We start from the raw sequence: 20,319 nt of genomic DNA, 5'->3' as shown, positions 1-20,319 counted from the left end.
CGGATAAATCCGCCCATTTTCAGGCAGGGTTCTACCGGATGAACGGCGCAAGCGCAATTCACCCGGTCGACATCCCCCTACCCATTCGAGCCCCCTGCCCATTCGAGCCCCCCTGCCCATTCGAGCCAGGAAGAGCACTTCCAGCGAAGAAGGCGTCTCAGAGCGAAATGCCAAGCTCCCGCAGGGCTGCCGCATCGCGGGCGGTGACGTCGGGATAGGCAGGGTCGGACCCCACATCCGTTGTGACCTTCCACGAGCGGGCGCATTTGCGGCCTTCGGCCAGACGCGGCTCGACAGAGATCTTTCCCTCGCCTTCCAGACGGAACGCGTTTTCCGGCCCCTTGCCGACCACGACCTCGATGGCCGAGGTGATGCAGATTTCGGCGAGGTCCTCGCCATCGAGCGCTTCCGCCGTCGTGGCATCGGCGATGTAGACGACGGGCGCCGCCTCCAGCGAAGACCCGATGCGCTTGTCTCGGCGCTCGATCTCCAGCGCGCCGGTGACGACGCGGCGGATATCGCGGATCACGCGCCACTTCTCGGCAACCGCCTCGTTGCGCCAGTCTGCCGGCAGTTCCGGGAACTGCTCCAGATGGATCGAGACGGCATCGGGCTTCAGCGACAGCCAGGCTTCTTCGGTGGTGAAGGGCAGCATGGGCGCAAGCCAGGTGACGAGGCACTCGAAGATGCGGCGGATGACGCAGAGGCTGGCGCGACGGCGCAGGCTCGACGGCGCGTCGCAATAGAGTGCGTCCTTGCGGATATCGAAGTAGAAGGCCGACAGCTCGACATTGGAGAAATCGATGAGCGCGCGCGTGACCTTCTTGAAGTCGAACGCGTCGTAGCCGCTGCGCACGACCTCGTCGAGTTCGGCCAGCCGGTGCAGCATCAGCTGCTCGAGCGAAGGCATGTCGGCCAGCGCGACGTCGTCGCCAGTGTCGTGCGCCAGCGTGCCGAGCATCCAGCGGATGGTATTGCGCAGCTTGCGATAGGCATCGATATTCGTCTGGATGATCGCCTTGCCGACGCGCAGGTCGTCGGCATAGTCCGACGTCATGACCCAGAGACGCAGGATATCGGCGCCGGCATCCTTCATGACCTCCTGAGGAGCGGTGACGTTGCCCTTCGACTTCGACATCTTCTCCCCCTTCTCATCCATGATGAAGCCGTGGGTGACGACGGTGTCGTAAGGCGCGCGGCCGCGCGTCGCCGCGCTTTCGAGCAGGGACGAGTGGAACCAGCCGCGATGCTGGTCGGAGCCTTCCAGATAGACATCGGCTGGCCATTTCAGATCCGGCCGGTCTTCCAGCGTGAAGACGTGGGTGGAGCCGCTGTCGAACCAGACATCGAGGATGTCCATCACTTGGTGCCATTCGGCCGGATCGTGGTCGTTGCCGAGGAAACGCTCCTTGGCGCCCGCCGCAAACCATGCGTCCGCGCCTTCCGCCTCGAAGGCTTCGAGGATGCGCGCATTGACCGCCTCGTCGTTCAGCACCGTGCCGTCCTCACGGGCGAAGACGCAGATGGGAACGCCCCAGGCGCGCTGGCGGGACAGCACCCAGTCCGGGCGGCCCTCGATCATGGCGCGCAGGCGGTTCTGGCCGGCGGCCGGCACGAAGCGCGTGTCATCGATGGCAGACAGGGCGCGAGTGCGCAGCGTCGTGCCGTCGGCAAGGTCCTTGTCCATGTAGACGAACCATTGCGGCGTATTGCGGAAGATGACCGGCTTCTTGGAGCGCCAGGAATGCGGATAGGAATGCTTCAGCCGGCCGCGGGCAAAGAGCGTGTTCGTCGCGATCAGCGCCTTGATGACCCGCTCGTTCGCATCGCCCTTCTTGCCGTTGTCGTCCATGACGCGCGCGGGGCCACCCTCGGCATCCGGGCCGAAGCCGGGCGCGTCCTTGGTGTAGTAGCCGGCGTCGTCAACCGGGAAGGGAATGGCGGTATCGATGCCGCGAGCCTGAAGGTCGCGGGCGTTGTCCATCCAGACGTCGAAGTCTTCGCGACCGTGGCTAGGTGCGGTGTGAACGAAGCCTGTGCCTGCATCGTCGGTGACGTGGTCACCTGCGATGAGGGGGACTGGGAAGTCGTAGCCGAGTTCGGCCAGCGGATGGGTGCAAGTGATGGCAGCGAGTTCTGCTGCGGTAACATCTTGCAGACGCTGGAACTGAAGCTTGGCCTTTGCAAACGACTCCGATGCAAGGTTATCGGCCAAAATGAACGTCTCACCAGGTTGAGGTCCGAACTCGTTCGTTGCTTCTGTTACCTCATATAGTCCATAGGCAACACGATTGGAAAACGCGATGGCTCGATTACCGGGAATTGTCCAAGGTGTCGTCGTCCAGATAACAATCGAGGTGCCTGCATAGCGGTTCTGCGTTAGTGACCATTCAGGAATCGGCACACCAGGATGGTCTCCCGAAACAAAAGGCGGCATATAGTTCGAACGCGGAATCGGAAACTTCACCCAGATCGTATCACTCTCGACGTCATGATACTCGACCTCCGCCTCGGCGAGCGCCGTGCGCTCCACCACCGACCACATGATCGGCTTCGAGCCGCGATAGAGCTGGCCGCTCTTGGCGATCTTCAGCAACTCCCCGGCGATACGGGCTTCGGCGTGAAAATTCATCGTGAGGTAGGGATTGTCGAAATCGCCGGTGATGCCGAGGCGCTTGAACTCGTCGGCCTGCACCTTGATCCACTTTTCGGCATAGGCGCGGCATTCGCGGCGGAACTCGATCATGGCGGCGGGTTCGCGGAGATCCGGCTTGCCCTTGCCCTTGGCGCGGTAGTTCTCCTCCTCGATCTTCCACTCGATCGGCAGGCCGTGGCAATCCCAGCCGGGCACGTAATTGCTGTCGTAGCCGCGCATCTGGAACGAGCGGGTGATGACGTCCTTCAGGATCTTGTTCAGCGCGTGGCCGATATGGATGTTGCCGTTGGCATAGGGCGGGCCGTCATGCAGCACGAATTTTGTCCGGCCGGCGGCGGAGGCGCGCAGCTTTTTATAGAGGTCCATCTGCTGCCAGCGGGCCACCATCTCCGGCTCCTTCTGCGGCAGACCGGCGCGCATGGGGAACTCGGTTTCGGGGAGATAGAGCGTCTTGGAGTAATCGAATGTCTGGGTGGTCTCGGTCATGTCGGCCATCATTCTCTGGCGCTTGGGAAGCGCGATGTCGGGGCAGGAAACAGACGCGCAGGGCGTGCAAAGCCCTGCGGCGGCGCAAGTGCTGGAACCCGGACCTTCCGGCCGCTTAGCGCGCGCGGAAGGCCGGGCCGATAATTCGCAGGGAAGATGCAGGCCGCATATGTGTCATGATAGCCGGTGTCTAAGGGTTTTTGCGGCGGAATGGAAGGGGTCGCGCGCATGCGCCGAATGGACTTGAAGGGTCCGCTTCGATATACTGACCATCTGACTAGCTGGGAGCTATTCCATGGCCAAGAATCTAGCAAAACACCAGACATGGAAACTTGAGGATGCAAAAGCACGCTTCAGCGAAGTCGTGCGCCTCGCGCGAAGCGAAGGTCCGCAGCGGGTGACTGTGCGGGGACGCGACAGTGTCGTCGTCATCAGCGTCGAGGAGCACGAGCGGCTGACGGGATCTCAACCACGGCAAAGCTTCGTGGAGTTCATGGAAAGCCTCCCGTTCTACCCATTGGAACTGGATCGCGACGACACTGGCGAGAGGGACATCGAGCTTTGATCGGCTGGTTGCTCGACATCAATGTCATTTCCGCTCTGGTCAATCCGAACGGCGCGCCTTCCGTAAAATCCTGGTCTGCTACCCAGCGCGAGGACAGGTTCTTCATTAGCATTCTGGCACTTGCCGAATTGGATAAAGGTGTTGAACACCTGCCGGAGCATGATGAGAACCGGTATCGTATTATCGGCATGCGCGATGGGGTAGAGGAGCGCTTTTCAGGACGTATACTGTCGGTCGATAATGACGTTGTGCGACGATGGGGCAGTATATCGGGGCGCGTGAAACGCGTTACAGGTCATCCTCCGGCTGTTATCGACAGTATGCTCGCGGCAACCGCCATCGAACACAATCTCTACCTGGTCACACGAAACGTCAGAGATGTCAGGGAATGCGGAGCCGTCATCTTCGATCCCTGGCACGATAACGTGGCGCAATTTCCTCTCCGCAGCCGCTAGTCGCGATCAAAAACACAGCCCCATATCGATCCCGCTGAGCGGGGTCACGCCGGTAAGGAGCGCACGCGCCTCCGCATCGTCCTGCTTCATCTGAACGATCAGCGGGTCGAGGCCATCGAACTTCAGTTCGTCGCGCAGGTGGCCGAAGAAGGAGACGGAGGCGATTTCGCCGTAGAGGTCGCCTGAAAAGTCGAACAGGAAGGTTTCGAGCAGGGCCTCGCCGTCGCTGGTCACGGTCGGGCGGCGGCCGAAGCTGGCGACGGCATCGTGCAGAGAACCATCGGCGCGACGGAAGCGGACGGCGTAGATGCCGTTTCTCAAGCAGACGCCGGGGTCGAGACGCATGTTGGCGGTGGGATAGCCGAGCGTGCGGCCGAGCCGCTTGCCACCGATGACCTCGGCCTCGACGGTGTATCGATAGCCGAGCAGGCCCGCCGCCCGCGCCACGTCGCCTTCGACGAGAAGGCCGCGGACGCGGCTGGACGAGATGACGTCGGCATTCTCGTCGCGAAAGGCATCGACCAGCGTCACGCCGAAACCGTTGTCGGCGCCGGCCTTCATCAGGAAGGCTGGGCCCCCTTCCCGGCCCTTGCCGAAATGGAAGTCGAAGCCGGTGACGACATGGCCGGCCTTCAGCCAGTCCATCAGCACGTCGCGGATGAAATCATGCGCCGACATCTGAGAGAAGCTGCGATCGAACGGATATTCGATGACGGCGGCAAACCCCATGCCTTCGAGGATACGGGCCTTCAGCGGTGCGGGCGTCAGGCGAAAGACGGGCTCGTCGGGCCGGAAGACGGCGCGGGGGTGTGGCTCGAAGGTCAGCACAAGCGCGGGCACGCCAAGCGCGCGAGCCTCGACCAGCGCCCGATCGAGCACGGACTGGTGCCCGCGATGCACGCCATCGAAATTGCCGATGGCGATGACGCCACCGTGAAGGGCGGCCGGCAAAGGATTTTTCGTTTCGTTGCGGTGAAAGACTGTCATCTCAGGCGAGCCGGGGCATCCACCATTTCGGCGTCGCGCCCTCCTTTTTCAGGAAAGCGGCGAGTTTCGCCTCATCGGTCTTTTCGCCGGTCATGTACTCGGCTCCATGAATGCCCGCGCTGATATAGAGGACATCGATGCCGCTGTCCTGCGCGCCGCGAACGTCGGTCGGCATACCGTCGCCGATGGCGATGATGCGCGCGCCTTCCAGAGCGCCCCGGACGCCCTTCGCTTCGCCAAGCGCTGCGCGGTAGATCGGCTTGTGCGGCTTGCCGGCGATGCGGGCCTCGCCGCCCAGTTCCTCATAGAGCTTGGCAATGGCGCCGGCACAGGGGATCAACCGTTCGCCACGTTCGACCACGAGGTCGGGATTGGCGCAGATGAAGGGCAGATTGCGCTTGGCAAGGGCCGAGAGCGTGGCGCGATAATCGTCCGGCGTCTCGGTCTCATCATCGAAGAACCCGGCGCAGACGACGATCTCGGCATCTTCCGAAGATACGATATCGACCCCGAGGCCGGCCAGAAGCGGAAAATCGCGTTCCGAGCCGATGAAGTAGATCTTCTTGGGGCCGGCGGCGATCAGAGCACGGGTGACGTCGCCCGAGGTGACGATGCGGTCGTAAGCGGTATCGGGCACGCCGAGGCCACGAATCTGGACGATGACACCGGGATGCGGTCGGGGAGAATTGGTGACGAGAACGACGGTGAGGCCGCGGTTGCGCGCTTCCGTCAGCGCTTCGCAGGCCGAGCGGAAGGCTGCCACGCCGTTGTGAAGCACGCCCCAGACGTCGCACAGCACCACGTCATAGCGGCTTGCGATGTCGCGAAAGCTGTTGATGCGAACGGCCATGCAGGCTTCCCGTTGAGACTTCTCTCGGCTGACATCGCAAGGACGTCACCAAAAGACAAGCCTAAACGCGGCAAACGTCTCGCTTATCCGCCGCATTCCTCTCTAAAACGGGGCGCCCGGCCACCTCACAGCATCGAGAGAACGAGCCCGCCAGCCGCGCAGACGGCGAGCGTGCCGACCACGCCGAGCCGCGCGACGAAGAGCAGGCTGCCTGCCAGCAGCGCAAGAAGGGCCGCCGAAACATCGAAACTCGCCAGTTCGGGATAGCAGACGACCAGCGGCCCGAGCCGGCTCTGCTGGACGCTGGCAAACAGCACGTGCAGGGCGAACCAGACGGCAAGGTTGAGGATGACCCCGACCACCGCGGCCGAAATCGCGTTCATGGCCGCAACCGCCATCCGGTTTCCCCGCAGCCGCTCGACGGAGGGCGCACCGAGAAAGATGAGAGCGAAGCAGGGCACGAAGGTGACCCAGGTGGCGACGAGACCGCCGACGAGGCCCGCCACCACGGGATCGAGCCCCGGCGGCGGCACACGGAACGCCGCCATGAAGGCGACGAAGGTCAGCACCAGAACCAGCGGCCCCGGCGTGGTTTCCGCCAGCGCCAGCCCGTCCAGCATCTCGCCCGGCCGCAGCCAGTGATGGGTTTCCACGGCCTGCTGGGCGACATAGGCCAGCACGGCATAGGCCCCGCCGAAAGTGACCACCGCCATCTTGGAAAAGAAGACGTGGAGAGCGAAGAAGACGCTCTGCGTTCCCCAGAGGACGACGACGAGACCGAGCGGCGCGATCCAGAGGCACGACCAGAGGCCGATGAGCGCCAGCGTCTGCGGCCAGGTTCGCGACCTTGTCGTCTCTGGCATCAACCCGGCGTCTGCTGACCGTCCGGCCGCGAGGAGGCCGAACAGGCCGGCGACGAGGATGACCAGGGGGAACGGAACGGAAAAGAAGAACAGGGCGGCAAAGGCCAGGGCAGCGATGATCCGTGACGAGACCGTCTTCAGCGCGCGCCGCGCGAGGCGCAGCAGCGCTTCGACCACGATTGCCAGAACCGCAGCCTTCAGGCCGAAGAAGACTGCCGAGAGCATGCCCGTCTGATGGTAGAGCGCGTAGAGCGTGGACAGGCCCAGGAGAATACAGAGACCGGGCAGCACGAAGAAAATGCCGGCGACAAGCCCGCCGCGCGTGCCGTGCAGCAACCAGCCGATATAGATGGCGAGCTGCTGCGCTTCCGGACCCGGCAGCAGCATGCAGTAGTTCAGAGCGTGCAGAAAGCGGTCCTCCGGCACCCAGCGCCGCGTTTCCACCACCTCGCGATGCATCAGCGCGATCTGGCCCGCAGGCCCGCCGAAGCCAAGACAGCCGATGCGTGCCCAGACGCGGGCAGCCTCCGAGAAAGACGGTTTCAGGCACCCGTCGCTCCCGGCGGAAAGATCGGTCGCTTTTCCTAAAAAGGCAGCTGTCTCATTCGTGCCGTGTTGATCGTTCATGCTGTCTCCCGTGCCCTCCCCGGCCGAATCTCTCATGCACAAGAGGATCGGCTTCCCTGCGACGCTCTTCTTATCCCTGTCGCAGACCGTCCTTACGATGGTCATGTGACAGGTGGCGGACAGAAATGATGGCCGCCAATCTTGACTCCGGCACGAACCATCCTTATCTCAGCCTTGCTAGCACTCGACCTACCGGAGTGCTAACAGACCGATGGATCCTCCGAGATCCCAGCGTCATTTGATCGAGGGAAAAGACAATGACAAGCACTACCTTCCGCCCCCTGCACGACCGCGTCGTCGTACGTCGCGTCGAGTCCGAAGCCAAGACCAAGGGCGGCATCATCATTCCCGACACCGCCAAGGAAAAGCCGCAGGAAGGCGAAATCGTCGCCGTCGGTTCCGGCGCGCGTGACGATTCCGGCAAGGTCGTTCCTTTGGACGTCAAGGCTGGCGACCGCATCCTGTTCGGCAAGTGGTCGGGCACCGAAGTCAAGCTCAACGGCGAAGACCTGTTGATCATGAAGGAATCCGACATCATGGGCGTTATCGCCTGATATCGGCTCTGCCGCTGGCTCAGCCTCTGGCAGTTCCTTCTCACAATCCGACGACACTTAAAATTTGGGCTTATGCCCGGGAGTTTTCAAAATGGCAGCTAAAGAAGTAAAATTCGGCCGCACCGCGCGCGAAAAGATGCTGCGCGGCGTCGATGTCCTCGCTGATGCCGTCAAGGTCACGCTGGGCCCCAAGGGCCGCAACGTCGTCATCGACAAGTCCTTCGGCGCACCGCGCATCACCAAGGACGGCGTTTCCGTCGCCAAGGAAATCGAACTCGAAGACAAGTTCGAGAACATGGGCGCACAGATGGTCCGGGAAGTTGCTTCCAAGACCAACGACATCGCCGGCGACGGCACCACGACCGCAACCGTTCTTGCCCAGGCCATCGTTCGCGAAGGCAACAAGGCCGTTGCAGCCGGCATGAACCCGATGGACCTGAAGCGCGGTATCGACCTCGCCGTCACGGCCGTCGTCAAGGACCTGCAGGCCAAGGCAAAGCCGATCTCCACGTCGGAAGAAGTCGCTCAGGTCGGCACGATCTCGGCAAACGGCGACAAGCAGGTCGGCGCCGATATCGCTGAAGCCATGCAGAAGGTCGGAAACGAAGGTGTCATCACCGTCGAAGAAGCCAAGACGGCCGAAACCGAACTCGAAGTCGTCGAAGGCATGCAGTTCGACCGCGGCTACCTCTCGCCCTACTTCGTGACCAACCCGGAAAAGATGGTCGCAGACCTCGACGACGCTTACATTCTCCTTCACGAGAAGAAGCTGTCGAACCTGCAGGCGATGCTTCCGGTTCTGGAAGCCGTCGTACAGACGGGCAAGCCGCTCCTCATCATCGCTGAAGACGTCGAAGGCGAAGCTCTTGCAACGCTCGTCGTCAACAAGCTGCGTGGCGGCCTCAAGATCGCTGCCGTCAAGGCTCCAGGCTTCGGCGACCGCCGCAAGGCCATGCTGGAAGACATCGCCATCCTGACGGGCGGCACTGTCATCTCCGAAGACCTCGGCATCAAGCTCGAAAACGTCACGCTCGAAATGCTCGGCCGTTCCAAGAAGATCTCGATCTCCAAGGAAAACACGACCATCGTTGACGGCGCCGGCGCCAAGAACGAGATCGAAGGCCGCGTAGCCCAGATCAAGGCGCAGATCGAAGAAACATCTTCGGACTACGACCGCGAAAAGCTGCAGGAACGTCTGGCCAAGCTCGCTGGTGGCGTTGCCGTCATCCGCGTCGGCGGCTCGACGGAAATCGAAGTCAAGGAACGCAAGGACCGCATCGACGACGCGCTGAACGCAACGCGTGCAGCCGTTCAGGAAGGCATCGTCCCCGGCGGCGGCGTCGCCCTGCTGCGTTGCTCGGCCGTTCTCAACGTCAAGGGTGAAAACCCCGACCAGGAAGCCGGCGTCGCCATCGTTCGCAAGGCTCTCCAGTCGCTCGTTCGCCAGATCGCCGACAATGCCGGTGACGAAGCCTCGATCGTGGTCGGCAAGATCCTCGACAAGGACGACGACAACTACGGCTACAACGCCCAGACGTCCGAATATGGCGACATGATCGCCATGGGCATCGTCGACCCGGTCAAGGTCGTGCGCACCGCTCTGCAGAACGCAGCCTCGGTCGCCTCGCTCCTGATCACCACCGAAGCCATGATCGCCGAGCTCCCCAAGAAGGACTCGCAGCAGGGCGGCGGTATGCCCGACATGGGAGGCATGGGCGGCATGATGTAATCAATCCGAACAGGATTGACGGAATGGGGGGCGGTCCGAAAGGGCCGCCCTTTTTCGTGGTGGCGTTCATCGTATTCTGCTCAAGAATAGGAATCGTTCGTCGGCACTTGGCAATCCATGGACTGAAGCGAGCGGCTGCTGAATCGGGAGGCAATGATGGCGATGCCACGTGGAATATTCATTGCGGGCAGCTCTCATATGGGAAAGTCATCACTTGCCAAGCGGCTGGGGAAAAACACGGGCTGGCGGGTCATCTCGACCGATGATCTCGGACGCCACCCCGGACGACCCTGGCCGGATGTGAAGCCTCAGGTCGCCGAATTCTACACCAGTCTGTCAGTCGAGACCCTCCACTGGTTCCTGAAGGTTCATCACGAGAACATGTGGCCGCGTCTTCTTCAGATCATTGAATGGCAGGAGACAGTGGAAGAACCGTTCATCATGGAAGGTACAGCGCTTCGGCCGGAATATCTTTCAACACTCGACACCGCTCGTTACAGAACCGTTTTTCTCTATGCGCCGGATGCTGTTTTGCGCAGGAGAGTGGAAGACGCGTCCGATCGTCGAAATGCAACGACCCAACAACAAAAGATCGTCGATCGCTTTATTGAACGATCAATTCTCGACAATCAGAATCTGGAAGCCGGATTCACTGCGCTTGGCCTGACGTCTACGAACACGGAGGACGCAGCGACCGTTGATACCTTGGCACTGGAAATTGCCGCGCTTGTTCATGAATAGATGCAGACCACCGGAACCTCATCCCCGCGTGAACGTTTAGCGAACATAACCAGCCGAGGAGCAGTTCATGTCCGACAAAGCCGTCGCCAACGATACGTCTTCCAACACCGAGAAGAACCCCGACGATTGGGTCAGCGGGGATGAGCCGATGACCGGCGCGCAGCGATCCTATCTTCAGACGCTGTCGGAACAGGCGCATCAGCCGGATCAGTTTGCCGAGGATATTACCAAGGCGGAAGCGTCCAAGCGGATCGATGCGTTGCGCAGCAAGCTCGATCTCGGGGAATAGAGGATCAGGACGCGAGAAGCGCCTTGAGGTCGGTAGCGGGGTTTTCGATGGCGGCTTTGTCCGGTGTCATCCCCGTTTCGATCAGCTTTTTCCCGACAACATAAGCCTTGGCGTCGTTGATCGCATCCACTGCGATCAACGTGCCCTGGCGGTAATACCAGACGGAGGCGCTGCCTTCCCTCTGCCCGGCGCGGGTCACCGTCTCGTCGTGTCCAAGCCCGAAGCCGGCGATCTGAAGCTTGACGTCGTACTGATCGGACCAGAACCATGGCTTCGGATGGTAAGGCACCGAATTTCCCGCGATATTGGCTGCCACGGCCTCAGCCTGATCGACGGCGTTCTGCACGGATTCCAGGCGAATGAGCATGTCGGCGAAGGGTAGCACCGCGCAATCGCCTATCGCGAAGACGGATGGGTCGCTGGAGCGGCCGTTGATATCCACGATGATGCCGTTCGCGGTCTCGATGCCGGCATCGTGGGCAATGCGGTCGTTGGCGGAAACGCCGATGCCCACGATGACGAGATCCGCCGATATCGCCGCTCCGTCCGACAATTTCGCTCCGGTCACGCGGCCATCGCGCTCTAGAAGATGTGTCAGGCCGGTGCCTTCCCGCAGGTCCACGCCCCGGGAGATGTGCAAAGCGCGCAGAATGTCAGAGGTTGCCGATGCGGCCACGCGCTGAACGATGCGGTCTGCCATCTCTATCAGGGTGACCTCCAGCCCGAGCGTCCGGGCAACGGCTGCGGCTTCGAGCCCGATATAGCCGCCGCCGATAATGAGGGCGTGGCGACCGGGACGCATCTCTTCGGCAAGGCGGTCCGCATCCTGATAATCGCGCAGGGTGAAGACGCCATCCAGCGCTCCGCCGATGCTGTCTGGAAGGCGTCGCGGCGTTGCGCCGGTCGCAAGTGCCAGCGTGTCGTAGCCGAGCGTGCCGCCGTGATCCAGCGTCACGGACTTTGCCACGCGATCGATCGCGGTTACGCGGCAGCCGAGGCGCACGTCGATGGCATGCTCGGCGTACCAGCTTTCCGGCCGGTAGAGCAGCCGATCGAGCGTCATCTCTTTCAGGAGATATTTCTTCGACAAAGGCGGACGCTGGTATGGCAGGCTCTGCTCGGCCGAGATCAGCGTGATCGGGCGCAGGTCCTTCAGCGCGCGAAGCTTTGCGATCAGTGCGAACGCCGCCTGCCCTCCGCCGACCACGATCAGCCGGTTCTCCTGCCCATCGCCCTGCGCTTCCGCCATGCCGTCTTCCCCTCGCACGTTTCCGCCCGAGACCTATCCCGCAACGGGCGGAAGCGTCAATGCGGGAGAGACGTGCCGGATCAATCCCGCTTGGGGATCTCCATGCCCGTCTTCACGGCTGGGCGCTCCAGCGCACGGGCGACCCATGCCATGACGTTCGGGAAGCTCGCATAGTCGAGCACCTGATCGCCACCGTAGAACTTGCGCGCGCCTTCGATCCAGGGGAACGTAGCGATATCGGCGATGGTATAATCGTCGCCCATCAGCCACTGACGACCTTCCAGGCGCGCTTCGAGCACCGAGAGCAGGCGCTTGGATTCGTCGCGGTAGCGCTCCATCGGGTAGGCATTGTTGGCGACCTTGTCGGCGGCGAACTTGAAGAAGTGCCCGAACTGGCCGAACATCGGCCCGACGCCGCCCATCTGGAACATCACCCAGGCGAGCGTCTCGTATCGTCCCGCAGCCGATGCCGGCAGCAGCTTGCCGGTTTTTTCGGCGAGGTACACGAGAATGGCACCGGACTCGAAGAGGCCGATCGGCTTTCCATCCGGCCCGTTCGGATCGATGATCGCGGGAATGCGGCCGTTCGGGTTCAGCGACACGAACTCTGGCGATTTCTGGTCGTTGGTGCCAAAGGAGATGAGGTGCGGCTCGTAGTCGAGGCCGAGCTCCTCGAGGGCGATCGAAATCTTCACGCCGTTGGGCGTTGGCAAAGAATAGAGCTGGATGGCATCCGGCCGGGTGGCGGGCCAGCGGGTGGTGATCGGGAAGGAAGAGAGATCGGCCATATGGGACGGGTTCCTTGGAATGGGGTGCTGTTTCACATAGGGACGATGATGTGCGATGTCAGTGGGCGCCGCTGTGATTTTCGCGAACGCAGCGCTAGACCGCCAATGCCGCCTGCACGCGCTCCACAATCTCCCCCACCCTGACGTCGCCCTCGTGCTCCGGCTTGCGGGCGCGCACGAGGCAGGCCTGTGACCGCAAGATCACGCCGTCGGAGAGGATTTTCAGGTGGTTGGCATTCAGTGTCGAGCCGGTGGACGTGATGTCCACGATGATGTCGGCGGAGCCCGAGGCGGGTGCGCCTTCGGTGGCGCCGAGGCTCTCGACGATCCGGTAGAGCTGGATACCGTGGCTGCCGGAAAAGTGCTGCTGGGTCAGGCGCCAGTATTTGGTGGCGATGGCAAGGCGGCGGCCGTGGCGGCTGCGGAAATCGGCCGCGACATCTCCAAGGTCGGCCATGGTATCCACATCGAGCCAGATATCGGGCACGGCAACGACGACATCCGCATGGCCGAAGCCCAGGCGGGCGCAGAACTCGACGCGCTCGTCGGCGTCGCTCAAGCCTTCACGCACGAGGTCTTCTCCGGTGACGCCGAAATCGACGGTGCCGGCGCCGATCTCGCGGGAGATTTCGGACGCGGACAGGAAGGCGATCTCGACATCGTCGATGCCCTCGACGCGGCCGCGATAGGAGCGGTCGTTGCCGACGGTCGATATTTTCAGGCCGGCGCGCTCGAAGATGGCCGAAGCCTCGTCCTTCATGCGGCCCTTGGAGGGAAGCGCGATGGTGATGGTCATGCGGGCTCTCCCGTTTTCCCCTGTGCGGCCTCGCGCAGCGCCTCGATGCGGTCGAGCCACAGCGAGAAACCGACGGCCGGGATATGGGTTTGCGCACCCAGCAATGTCATCAGCCGGTCGAACCGTCCGCCACCGGCAAGCACGTCGGCTCCGTTAGCTGCCACGATTTCGAAGACCATGCCGGTGTAATAGTCGAGCGGGCGGCCGAAGGCGGCGCGGTAGGTCATGGCGGAGAGATCGGCGCCCGCATTGGCGAGTGCTGCAAGCCGGGCATCGAAGGCTGCGATGGCCGGACCGAGTTTCAGGTCGGCGGCGTCGGCAAAGCCCGCCAGCGCGGCGGAGGCATCGGCCAGCGGAAGGCGCAGCGTCAGAAATTCGCGCAGGAGAAGGAGAGCCGAGCCATCGAGACGGGTTTGGGCAAGCGCCCGCTTTTCCCGGAGGCGCCGGGCGATTTCGGTTGGTGAGCGGCTGGCATTGGTGGAGTAGCCGGTCTCTTCCATGCGGCGTTCGAGACGAGCGATCAGCTCATCCTGCCTGTCTTCCGACAGCAGGGCCTCGATCTCGGGGTCAAGACCCGTCACGGGCTGCGGGCGGGCGAGCCGGTCGAGCAGCGCTTCGAGGTGGGACGGATCGCCGAAGGCGTGGATCAGCCGCTTCTGCCAGCCGACGGGGAGGCCGAGGGCTGCAACCACGGCTTCGAACACGGCCTGATCGCCGAGCGTCAAAGAGAGAGTCTGGGCCTGGCCGGGCAGCACGACGCGCAGCAGGTCCATCGCATCGACAATGGCGCGCGCATCGGCGCTCGCCACGTCCCGCTCTCCCAGATCCTCGATGCCGGCCTGATAAAATTCCTCCGCGCCGCCGCGCCGCTGGCGGAAGACCTCGCCGAGATAGGCATAGCGCTTCGGCGTGCCGGTCGCGGTCTCGATATGGCGCAGGCAGACGGGAATGGTGAATTCCGGGCGCAGGCAGAGGCTCGTCCCGGTCTCGCTCGCGGTGAGGAAGATGCGTCGGCGCAGGTCTTCGCCCGCCATGTCCAGAAAGGGATCGGCCGGCTGGATGACCGGCGTATGCACCCGCTCGGCGCAGCGCGCGGCAAAGGCCGCGAGGAGGTCCGGGGCAAAATCGGGGAGGTCGTAGCGGGTCATGGGTGTGCTGTTCCCAAGGGCGTGCGTGCGGGGGTGATGAGAAGAACCGATACCGTCGCGGGGATGCTGCCCCTCATCCGCCTGCCGGCAGCTTCTCCCCGCAAGCGGGGAGAAGGGAGCTCGGAGTTACCGTGTGGCACGTCCCCTCTCCCCGCATGTGGGGAGAGGGTTGGGGTGAAGGGCTGCGATGTCGATGGCACGCCGGTCAGCCTGCTGCCCGGTCGCGGTCCTGCCTCTGGGCATCCAGCATCTCGCGAACCTTTTCCACCAGTTCGGACTCCGGCACCGATACCTGCGCGACGCGGGCTTCGCGCCAGGTGGCGTTGTCCTCGATCTCGCCGGAGAGGCGCTTGCCCTCGATCAGGTCCTTGATCTGCACGAGACCCTCGGCGCGCTCGTCGCCGCCCTGGATGATGGCAAGTGGCGCGCCGCGGCGGTCGGCGTATTTCAGCTGGTCGCCAAAGTTCTTTTTGTTGCCCTGATACATTTCGGCGCGGATGCCGGCGTGGCGCAGCGTCTGGGTGAAGCGCTGGTAGCGGCCGAGGCTCTCGATATCGCGGTCCATGACGCAGACGACGACAGGGGCGAGAACCTCGTCCTCACCCAGCTTGCCGAGGTTCTTCAGCGCCGTCATGAGGCGGGAGACGCCGATGGAGAAGCCGGTGGCGGGCACGGGCTGGCCCATGAAGCGGGAGACGAGCCCATCGTAACGACCGCCGCCGCCGACCGAGCCAAAGACGACGCTTTCGCCCTTTTCGTTGGTGACGGGGAAGGTCAGTTCGGCTTCGAAGACGGGACCGGTGTAGTATTCGAGGCCACGAATGACGGACGGGTCGATCTTGATACGATCTTCGGCGTAGCCGCCGGCACGCACCAGCGCCTCGATCTGGTCGAGTTCGCTCATACCCTGCGTGTAGAGGTCGCTCGTCGGCTGGTAGCCGTCCTGCGCGAGATAGGCGAGCACGCTGGCGATCTGGTCGGGACCGAGGCCGGCGCCCTTCGTGAAATCGCCGCTCTCGTCCTTGCGGCCCTCCCCGAGCAGAAGCTTCACGCCGTCGAGGCCGAACTTGTCGAGCTTGTCGATAGCGCGGAGCACCGTCAGACGGCGGCCGGCATTGTCGTCGCCGGCAAGGCCGATGCCGTCGAGGACGCCGTCGAAGACCTTGCGGTTGTTGACGCGCACGACGAACTGCCCGGCAAGGCCCAGCGCCTCCATCGTATCCGCCATCATCATGCACATCTCGGCGTCCGCCTGAACGCCGGCAGCGCCCACGGTGTCGGCATCGAACTGCATGAACTGCCGGAAGCGGCCCGGGCCGGGCTTTTCGTTGCGGAAGACCCAGCCGGCGCGGAAGGTGCGGTAGGGCAGCTGGATGTCGTTGAAATTCTCCGCGACATGGCGGGCGAGCGGCGCGGTCAGGTCATAGCGCAGCGACATCCACTGATCGTCGTCGTCCTTCAGCGAAAAGACGCCCTCGTTCGGACGGTCGCTGTCGGGCAGGAACTTGCCGAGCGCGTCGGTATATTCGAACAGCGGCGTTTCCACGGGATCGAAGCCGTAGCGCTCGTAGACCTCGCGGATTTTCGCCACCATGCCATCCACGGCACGGATATCGGCGGCGGAGCGATCGACGAAGCCGCGCGGCAGGCGGGCCTTGAGCTTCTGAGGCTTCTTCTTCTTGTCGTTCATGGCGTCTCGACCGTCTCGTTTGCGGCTGGAAGGGCTCGTTGAATGGTGTGGCGCCTTCCCTATCCGATCATAGGCAGAGCGGCAAGGCTGGGTGCGGGTCGCGGATCGCGCGAAAGGTGGAGCGGGTGGGTTCCTTTCGCCCGGTTCCTGCTTATGTTGAGAGGATGCGCGCCTTCATTCTCGCCCTCGCCATGCTCTGCGGCATCCTTTCGGGATGGACCTCCGCCGTGGCGCAGGCGCAAGACCTTGCGCACGGGAACGCGATCGTCGTCTCGCATGCCGCACATGGCGGCGATGTCGTGGGATCACAGGATTGCGCGAGCGCCTGCCATCATCCGGTCAAGAGTTCGCACCCGATGCTCTGCTCGGCCTGTTTTGCGCTGGAGGTCGAGCCTGTCGATCTCGGCAGGCTCTCGGGCCCTGTGCAGCGCCTGCGGCCGACGGCGGAGCTGCCGTTGATTGCGTCCACCCCGCAACCCGCAGCGCCACCGCCCAAGACGGATCTTTCGACCTGATAGCGTTCATCATCATTTCGAAAGGACAGACCATGTTCAGACAACAGGCCGTATGTGCCGCCACGATCGCCCTCCTCTCCCTCTCGACCACGTTCGCCGTGGCGCAGGACGCGGCGAAGCCTGCCGATCACAGCACCATGAACCATGACGCCATGAACCATGACGCCAAGTCGGGTGGCATGACAAATCCGAAGGGCGACCAGGGCCCATCGAGCCAGGCCTTTACGAAGGCCAATGCCCGGATGCACGGGGGCATGGCCATCACCTATACCGGCAAGGCCGACGTGGACTTCGCCAAGGGCATGATCGCCCATCATCAGGGCGCGATCGACATGGCGAAGGTGGAGCTGGAGTTCGGCACGGACCCCAACCTGCGCGCGCTGGCGCAGGAGGTGATCAAGGCGCAGGAAACCGAGATTGCCCGGATGAAGGACTGGCTGGCCAAAAACGGTGGCTAGGACTTAAGTCATAGAGGCGTGGGCGCGGGCCATCCCTGCCCCACGCAGCCCGACGAAACGGCGTGCAAGAGAACCGGGGAGGAAAACGGAATGAAGCGTTTCAAGACGATTGCGGGTGTGCTCTGTCTGCTGGTGGGGTTGATCTGGACCCTGCAGGGGGCCAATCTGATGGGCGGGAGCTTCATGACCGGGCAGACGCAATGGCTGGTCATCGGCCTCATCGTCGCGGTCATCGGCATTGCGCTTCTGGCCAGCGGACGGCGGGGCCGCAGGCTTTAGAGGTAACGGCTACGGCCGCACGAAGGCTGCGCGAAGCGCCTCGATCGGCTGACGGCAGATGCAGCCTTCGATATGGTCGTTGACGAGGCCCATGGCCTGCATGAAGGCATAGACCGTCGTCGGTCCGACGAAGGTCCAGCCGCGCTTCTTCAGGTCCTTGGAGATCCGCACCGAGACCGGCGTCGTCGGATTGGCGGCGATGGCCGCGAAGGTGACGGTGGCGGGCCGCTCGTGAAGGGCCGGCTCGTGGCTCCAGAAATAGCGGGCGAGCGTACCGAATTCGGCGCGAAGCTCCTGTGCGCGCCGTGCGTTGTTGATGGTCGAGACGATCTTGCCGCGATGCCGCACGATGCCGGCATCCGCGACGCAGCGCGCGATGTCGTCCTCGCCGAACGCGGCAACGGCATCGATGTCGAAGCCGGCGAAGGCTGCGCGGAAGGCCTCGCGCTTCCGTAGGATCGTCAGCCAGGAAAGGCCCGACTGAAAGCCCTCCAGGCAGATCTTTTCAAACAGCCTGATGTCGTCGGTCACGGGGCGGCCCCATTCCTCGTCGTGGTAGCGCAGATAATCCAGCAGCTGGCCCGGCCAGAAGCAACGTGTCAGGCCGTCCGCACCGGTGATCAGGCCCTTGGGTGCTTCTGTCTCGCTCATTGCATTCGCCCCTCATGAACCGGCACGCTTCAACGCTTCATGCTTCGTCAACCATTTCTCTAAAGCACGCAATAACCCTACCGAAGACTTTCACGGTTCGTCCACCCGTTCCGCGACGCTCGTTTACGCTTCCTATTCCGCTGCGGTGTCAGGCTTCCGCCACACGCCGGATGACCGGCTGAGCTTCCGCCGACCGCCAGATCGAGAACGAGCCCGTCATGAAGACATTGTTGATCCTCACCACCCTCCTGTCCGTCAGCCTGACCGATCTCGGGTCAGGCCTTGCGCAGGCCGCAGAGCGCTACGGAAACCGCCCGCCGGTCATCGTCAGCCCGGATCTGACGGCGCCGTGGCTGATGCAGCTCGGTGCGGGCAGCGAGCGCGTCGACCAGAGAGGCAGACGGCGTCAGGCGGCCGCCGGCGACCAGCCGCGCATCGTCTACCGCGAGCGCCCGGCAGCATTCGCGCCGCGCCAGCAGGTCATCTACCAGCGGCCGGCTCTGCAACGTGCGGCGCCGCTCGTTCGCTCCGCCGGCATGGTGGCGCCGCAGCGGCCCGTGCGGTCGATCGATCCGCAATTCCTGCCGCAGATGGTCGCCTATGACACCCGCGAACGACCCGGCACGATCGTCATCGATACCAACAGCCGCTTCCTCTATCTCGTTACCGGCAATGGCGAGGCCCGCCGCTACGGCGTGGGCGTCGGCAAGCCGGGCTTTGAGTGGGCGGGGGAACACAAGGTCACACGCAAGGCGGAATGGCCGACCTGGCGCCCGCCGTCCGAAATGATCGCCCGCGAAGCCGCCAAGGGGCACTACCTCCCCGCCAGCATGGAGGGCGGCCCCGCCAACCCGCTCGGCGCTCGCGCCATGTATCTTGGCTCCACGCTTTACCGCATCCACGGCACCAATGCGCCCTGGACGATCGGCTATGCCGTCTCCTCCGGCTGCATCCGCATGCGCAACGAGGACGTCACCGACCTCTACGAGCGGGTGAAGGTGGGGACGCGCGTCATCGTGATGTAAGCGGGTTTCGACGCAGTATCGTGCTTTTTCGGCAACAGCCGTCTCCTTGGTGACATCGGGGACGGCGACATTCGACCGCCGTTGCAACCGATGATCTTGCGGGATTCGCGCGATCGAATAGCGTTCGCCGGACACGGTACGCTGGCGGAGCCCCTGCAAACGGTCGATGGCGCGACCTGCGGGCTTGAGAGGGAGAGAACGGGAATGACGACGAAAATCGGACGATGGGCTGGTGCCGCACTGTCGGTGGTGCTTTTGACGAGCACGGCCGGCGTCGCATCGGCAACGATGATGGAACGACCAGCCGCGACCATCGGGCAGAGCGATGTAACCACCATCGCCGCCTCGCAGCGCAAGCCGGCGCGTGAATTCTGGCGCACCAAGGTGCGGCTGCGCACCGACGAGGCGCCAGGCACCATCATCGTCGATACCAACCACAAATATCTCTACTACGTCGAAGGCAACAACAAGGCGACGCGCTACGGCATCGGCGTCGGCCGCGAAGGCTTCGGCTGGTCGGGCGTGGTGAAGGTTCAGCGCAAGGCCGAATGGCCCGGCTGGACGCCGCCCGCCGAAATGATCGTCCGCGAGCGCAAGAACGGCCATATCCTGCCGGCCTACATGGAAGGCGGCGTCAACAATCCGCTCGGCGCGCGCGCTCTCTATCTCTACAAGGGCCGCAACGACAGCGGCTTCCGCATTCACGGCACCAACCAGCCCTGGACCATCGGGCAGAACATGTCTTCGGGCTGCATCCGCATGATGAACCAGGACGTCGAGCACCTCTATGACCGCGCCTCGATCGGCGCCAAGGTGATCGTGGTCGGCCCCGGCAACAAGCAGGGCGAAGTCTCCTACGACGATCGCGGCATCGATCTGCTGCGCACCATCTTCGGCGGCTGATCGTCACGAGGTCGA

Annotated in this window: 21 protein-coding genes; 11 read left to right on the top strand and 10 right to left on the bottom strand. The window is 63.3% G+C overall.

Annotation, left to right across the window (positions count from 1 at the left end; genetic code table 11):
* Positions 1 to 157: 157 nt before the first annotated feature.
* Positions 158 to 3,142, bottom strand: coding sequence for an isoleucine--tRNA ligase (gene ileS / locus BSG19_RS08975; protein WP_092987381.1), 2,985 nt, complete (start codon positions 3,140 to 3,142; stop codon positions 158 to 160).
* Between the two features lie 295 nt (positions 3,143 to 3,437).
* On the opposite strand from ileS, the gene BSG19_RS08970 reads away from it, so the two are divergent.
* Positions 3,438 to 3,707: a type II toxin-antitoxin system Phd/YefM family antitoxin gene (locus BSG19_RS08970; RefSeq protein WP_092986881.1), complete on the top strand. Its 270-nt coding sequence runs from the start codon at positions 3,438 to 3,440 to the stop codon at positions 3,705 to 3,707.
* Positions 3,704 to 4,162, top strand: a complete 459-nt coding sequence (locus BSG19_RS08965) for a type II toxin-antitoxin system VapC family toxin (RefSeq protein ID WP_092986879.1) — start codon at positions 3,704 to 3,706, stop codon at positions 4,160 to 4,162. The genes BSG19_RS08970 and BSG19_RS08965 overlap by 4 nt, the downstream gene beginning before the upstream one ends.
* Before the next feature lie 6 nt (positions 4,163 to 4,168).
* Here BSG19_RS08965 and BSG19_RS08960 read toward each other — a convergent pair whose 3' ends face one another.
* The 3 genes from BSG19_RS08960 to chrA form a co-directional block, all read right to left on the bottom strand.
* A complete protein-coding gene (locus tag BSG19_RS08960) occupies positions 4,169 to 5,149 on the bottom strand; it encodes a bifunctional riboflavin kinase/FAD synthetase (RefSeq protein ID WP_092986877.1) in 981 nt (326 codons plus the stop codon).
* Position 5,150: 1 nt separating this feature from the next.
* A complete protein-coding gene (locus tag BSG19_RS08955; RefSeq protein ID WP_092986875.1) occupies positions 5,151 to 5,999 on the bottom strand; it encodes a TIGR01459 family HAD-type hydrolase in 849 nt (282 codons plus the stop codon).
* A gap of 125 nt (positions 6,000 to 6,124) precedes the next feature.
* A complete protein-coding gene (chrA, locus tag BSG19_RS08950) occupies positions 6,125 to 7,489 on the bottom strand; it encodes a chromate efflux transporter (protein WP_092986873.1) in 1,365 nt (454 codons plus the stop codon).
* Positions 7,490 to 7,746: 257 nt separating this feature from the next.
* Between chrA and groES the strand changes: the two genes are divergently transcribed.
* The 4 genes from groES (at position 7,747) to BSG19_RS08930 (ending at position 10,802) form a co-directional block, all read left to right on the top strand.
* A complete protein-coding gene (gene groES / locus BSG19_RS08945) occupies positions 7,747 to 8,043 on the top strand; it encodes a co-chaperone GroES (protein WP_062469756.1) in 297 nt (98 codons plus the stop codon).
* 91 nt (positions 8,044 to 8,134) lie between these two features.
* Positions 8,135 to 9,772 carry a chaperonin GroEL gene (groL, locus tag BSG19_RS08940; RefSeq protein ID WP_092986871.1) on the top strand — a complete coding sequence of 546 codons (1,638 nt, stop codon included), beginning with the start codon at positions 8,135 to 8,137 and terminating at the stop codon, positions 9,770 to 9,772.
* A 156-nt stretch (positions 9,773 to 9,928) separates the two neighbouring features.
* Positions 9,929 to 10,513, top strand: coding sequence for a P-loop NTPase family protein (locus BSG19_RS08935; protein WP_139274745.1), 585 nt, complete (start codon positions 9,929 to 9,931; stop codon positions 10,511 to 10,513).
* A gap of 67 nt (positions 10,514 to 10,580) precedes the next feature.
* The gene (locus BSG19_RS08930; protein ID WP_092986867.1) at positions 10,581 to 10,802 is read left to right on the top strand and encodes a DUF3072 domain-containing protein; all 222 of its coding nucleotides are present in this window, start codon (positions 10,581 to 10,583) and stop codon (positions 10,800 to 10,802) included.
* 4 nt (positions 10,803 to 10,806) lie between these two features.
* Here BSG19_RS08930 and BSG19_RS08925 read toward each other — a convergent pair whose 3' ends face one another.
* The 5 genes from BSG19_RS08925 to hisS form a co-directional block, all read right to left on the bottom strand.
* Positions 10,807 to 12,051 carry an NAD(P)/FAD-dependent oxidoreductase gene (locus tag BSG19_RS08925; protein WP_092986865.1) on the bottom strand — a complete coding sequence of 415 codons (1,245 nt, stop codon included), beginning with the start codon at positions 12,049 to 12,051 and terminating at the stop codon, positions 10,807 to 10,809.
* An 80-nt stretch (positions 12,052 to 12,131) separates the two neighbouring features.
* Positions 12,132 to 12,839 (bottom strand): glutathione binding-like protein, encoded by a 708-nt coding sequence (locus tag BSG19_RS08920; RefSeq protein WP_092986863.1) that lies wholly within the window; start codon positions 12,837 to 12,839, stop codon positions 12,132 to 12,134.
* A 94-nt stretch (positions 12,840 to 12,933) separates the two neighbouring features.
* The gene (gene hisG / locus BSG19_RS08915; RefSeq protein ID WP_092986861.1) at positions 12,934 to 13,635 is read right to left on the bottom strand and encodes an ATP phosphoribosyltransferase; all 702 of its coding nucleotides are present in this window, start codon (positions 13,633 to 13,635) and stop codon (positions 12,934 to 12,936) included.
* Entirely contained in the window at positions 13,632 to 14,783 is a 1,152-nt protein-coding gene (locus BSG19_RS08910; RefSeq protein ID WP_092986859.1) for an ATP phosphoribosyltransferase regulatory subunit, read from the bottom strand. Before BSG19_RS08910 ends, hisG begins: the two co-directional genes overlap by 4 nt.
* A gap of 205 nt (positions 14,784 to 14,988) precedes the next feature.
* Positions 14,989 to 16,473, bottom strand: a complete 1,485-nt coding sequence (gene hisS, locus BSG19_RS08905) for a histidine--tRNA ligase (protein ID WP_092986857.1) — start codon at positions 16,471 to 16,473, stop codon at positions 14,989 to 14,991.
* Positions 16,474 to 16,598: 125 nt separating this feature from the next.
* On the opposite strand from hisS, the gene BSG19_RS08900 reads away from it, so the two are divergent.
* From BSG19_RS08900 to BSG19_RS08890, 3 genes are all read left to right on the top strand, one after another.
* Entirely contained in the window at positions 16,599 to 16,988 is a 390-nt protein-coding gene (locus BSG19_RS08900; protein WP_139274744.1) for a hypothetical protein, read from the top strand.
* Positions 16,989 to 17,020: 32 nt separating this feature from the next.
* Positions 17,021 to 17,446 carry a CopM family metallochaperone gene (locus BSG19_RS08895; protein ID WP_092986853.1) on the top strand — a complete coding sequence of 142 codons (426 nt, stop codon included), beginning with the start codon at positions 17,021 to 17,023 and terminating at the stop codon, positions 17,444 to 17,446.
* 90 nt (positions 17,447 to 17,536) lie between these two features.
* Positions 17,537 to 17,725: a hypothetical protein gene (locus BSG19_RS08890; protein WP_092986851.1), complete on the top strand. Its 189-nt coding sequence runs from the start codon at positions 17,537 to 17,539 to the stop codon at positions 17,723 to 17,725.
* Between the two features lie 9 nt (positions 17,726 to 17,734).
* Here the strand turns inward: BSG19_RS08890 and BSG19_RS08885 are convergent, their stop codons facing one another.
* A complete protein-coding gene (locus BSG19_RS08885) occupies positions 17,735 to 18,376 on the bottom strand; it encodes a DNA-3-methyladenine glycosylase I (RefSeq protein WP_092986849.1) in 642 nt (213 codons plus the stop codon).
* Between the two features lie 218 nt (positions 18,377 to 18,594).
* On the opposite strand from BSG19_RS08885, the gene BSG19_RS08880 reads away from it, so the two are divergent.
* Both BSG19_RS08880 and BSG19_RS08875 read left to right on the top strand, forming a co-directional pair.
* On the top strand, positions 18,595 to 19,401 hold the full coding sequence (locus BSG19_RS08880; RefSeq protein ID WP_092986847.1) for a L,D-transpeptidase: 807 nt from the start codon (positions 18,595 to 18,597) through the stop codon (positions 19,399 to 19,401).
* Positions 19,402 to 19,605: 204 nt separating this feature from the next.
* A complete protein-coding gene (locus BSG19_RS08875) occupies positions 19,606 to 20,304 on the top strand; it encodes a L,D-transpeptidase (protein WP_092986845.1) in 699 nt (232 codons plus the stop codon).
* The last annotated feature ends 15 nt before the right edge of the window (positions 20,305 to 20,319 follow it).

Source organism: Rhizobium sp. NFR03 (genome assembly GCF_900111275.1).
In the GTDB taxonomy this organism is placed as follows: Bacteria; Pseudomonadota; Alphaproteobacteria; order Rhizobiales; family Rhizobiaceae; genus Ferranicluibacter.
Note: the sequence above shows the minus strand (reverse complement) of the source record. Positions and strands in the feature narration are given on the sequence as shown.

Bases quoted from the DNA above. Each gene is read 5' to 3' on its own strand.
- BSG19_RS08880 (WP_092986847.1), top strand. From the start codon at position 18,595: ATGAAGACATTGTTGATCCTCACCACCCTCCTGTCCGTCAGCCTGACC.
- groES (WP_062469756.1), top strand. From the start codon at position 7,747: ATGACAAGCACTACCTTCCGCCCCCTGCACGACCGCGTCGTCGTACGT.
- BSG19_RS08910 (WP_092986859.1), bottom strand. From the start codon at position 14,783: ATGACCCGCTACGACCTCCCCGATTTTGCCCCGGACCTCCTCGCGGCC.
- BSG19_RS08970 (WP_092986881.1), top strand. From the start codon at position 3,438: ATGGCCAAGAATCTAGCAAAACACCAGACATGGAAACTTGAGGATGCA.
- BSG19_RS08960 (WP_092986877.1), bottom strand. From the start codon at position 5,149: ATGACAGTCTTTCACCGCAACGAAACGAAAAATCCTTTGCCGGCCGCC.
- ileS (WP_092987381.1), bottom strand. From the start codon at position 3,142: ATGACCGAGACCACCCAGACATTCGATTACTCCAAGACGCTCTATCTC.
- hisS (WP_092986857.1), bottom strand. From the start codon at position 16,473: ATGAACGACAAGAAGAAGAAGCCTCAGAAGCTCAAGGCCCGCCTGCCG.
- BSG19_RS08935 (WP_139274745.1), top strand. From the start codon at position 9,929: ATGGCGATGCCACGTGGAATATTCATTGCGGGCAGCTCTCATATGGGA.
- BSG19_RS08895 (WP_092986853.1), top strand. From the start codon at position 17,021: ATGTTCAGACAACAGGCCGTATGTGCCGCCACGATCGCCCTCCTCTCC.
- BSG19_RS08920 (WP_092986863.1), bottom strand. From the start codon at position 12,839: ATGGCCGATCTCTCTTCCTTCCCGATCACCACCCGCTGGCCCGCCACC.
- BSG19_RS08875 (WP_092986845.1), top strand. From the start codon at position 19,606: ATGACGACGAAAATCGGACGATGGGCTGGTGCCGCACTGTCGGTGGTG.
- groL (WP_092986871.1), top strand. From the start codon at position 8,135: ATGGCAGCTAAAGAAGTAAAATTCGGCCGCACCGCGCGCGAAAAGATG.
- BSG19_RS08925 (WP_092986865.1), bottom strand. From the start codon at position 12,051: ATGGCGGAAGCGCAGGGCGATGGGCAGGAGAACCGGCTGATCGTGGTC.
- hisG (WP_092986861.1), bottom strand. From the start codon at position 13,635: ATGACCATCACCATCGCGCTTCCCTCCAAGGGCCGCATGAAGGACGAG.
- chrA (WP_092986873.1), bottom strand. From the start codon at position 7,489: ATGAACGATCAACACGGCACGAATGAGACAGCTGCCTTTTTAGGAAAA.
- BSG19_RS08930 (WP_092986867.1), top strand. From the start codon at position 10,581: ATGTCCGACAAAGCCGTCGCCAACGATACGTCTTCCAACACCGAGAAG.
- BSG19_RS08885 (WP_092986849.1), bottom strand. From the start codon at position 18,376: ATGAGCGAGACAGAAGCACCCAAGGGCCTGATCACCGGTGCGGACGGC.
- BSG19_RS08890 (WP_092986851.1), top strand. From the start codon at position 17,537: ATGAAGCGTTTCAAGACGATTGCGGGTGTGCTCTGTCTGCTGGTGGGG.
- BSG19_RS08955 (WP_092986875.1), bottom strand. From the start codon at position 5,999: ATGGCCGTTCGCATCAACAGCTTTCGCGACATCGCAAGCCGCTATGAC.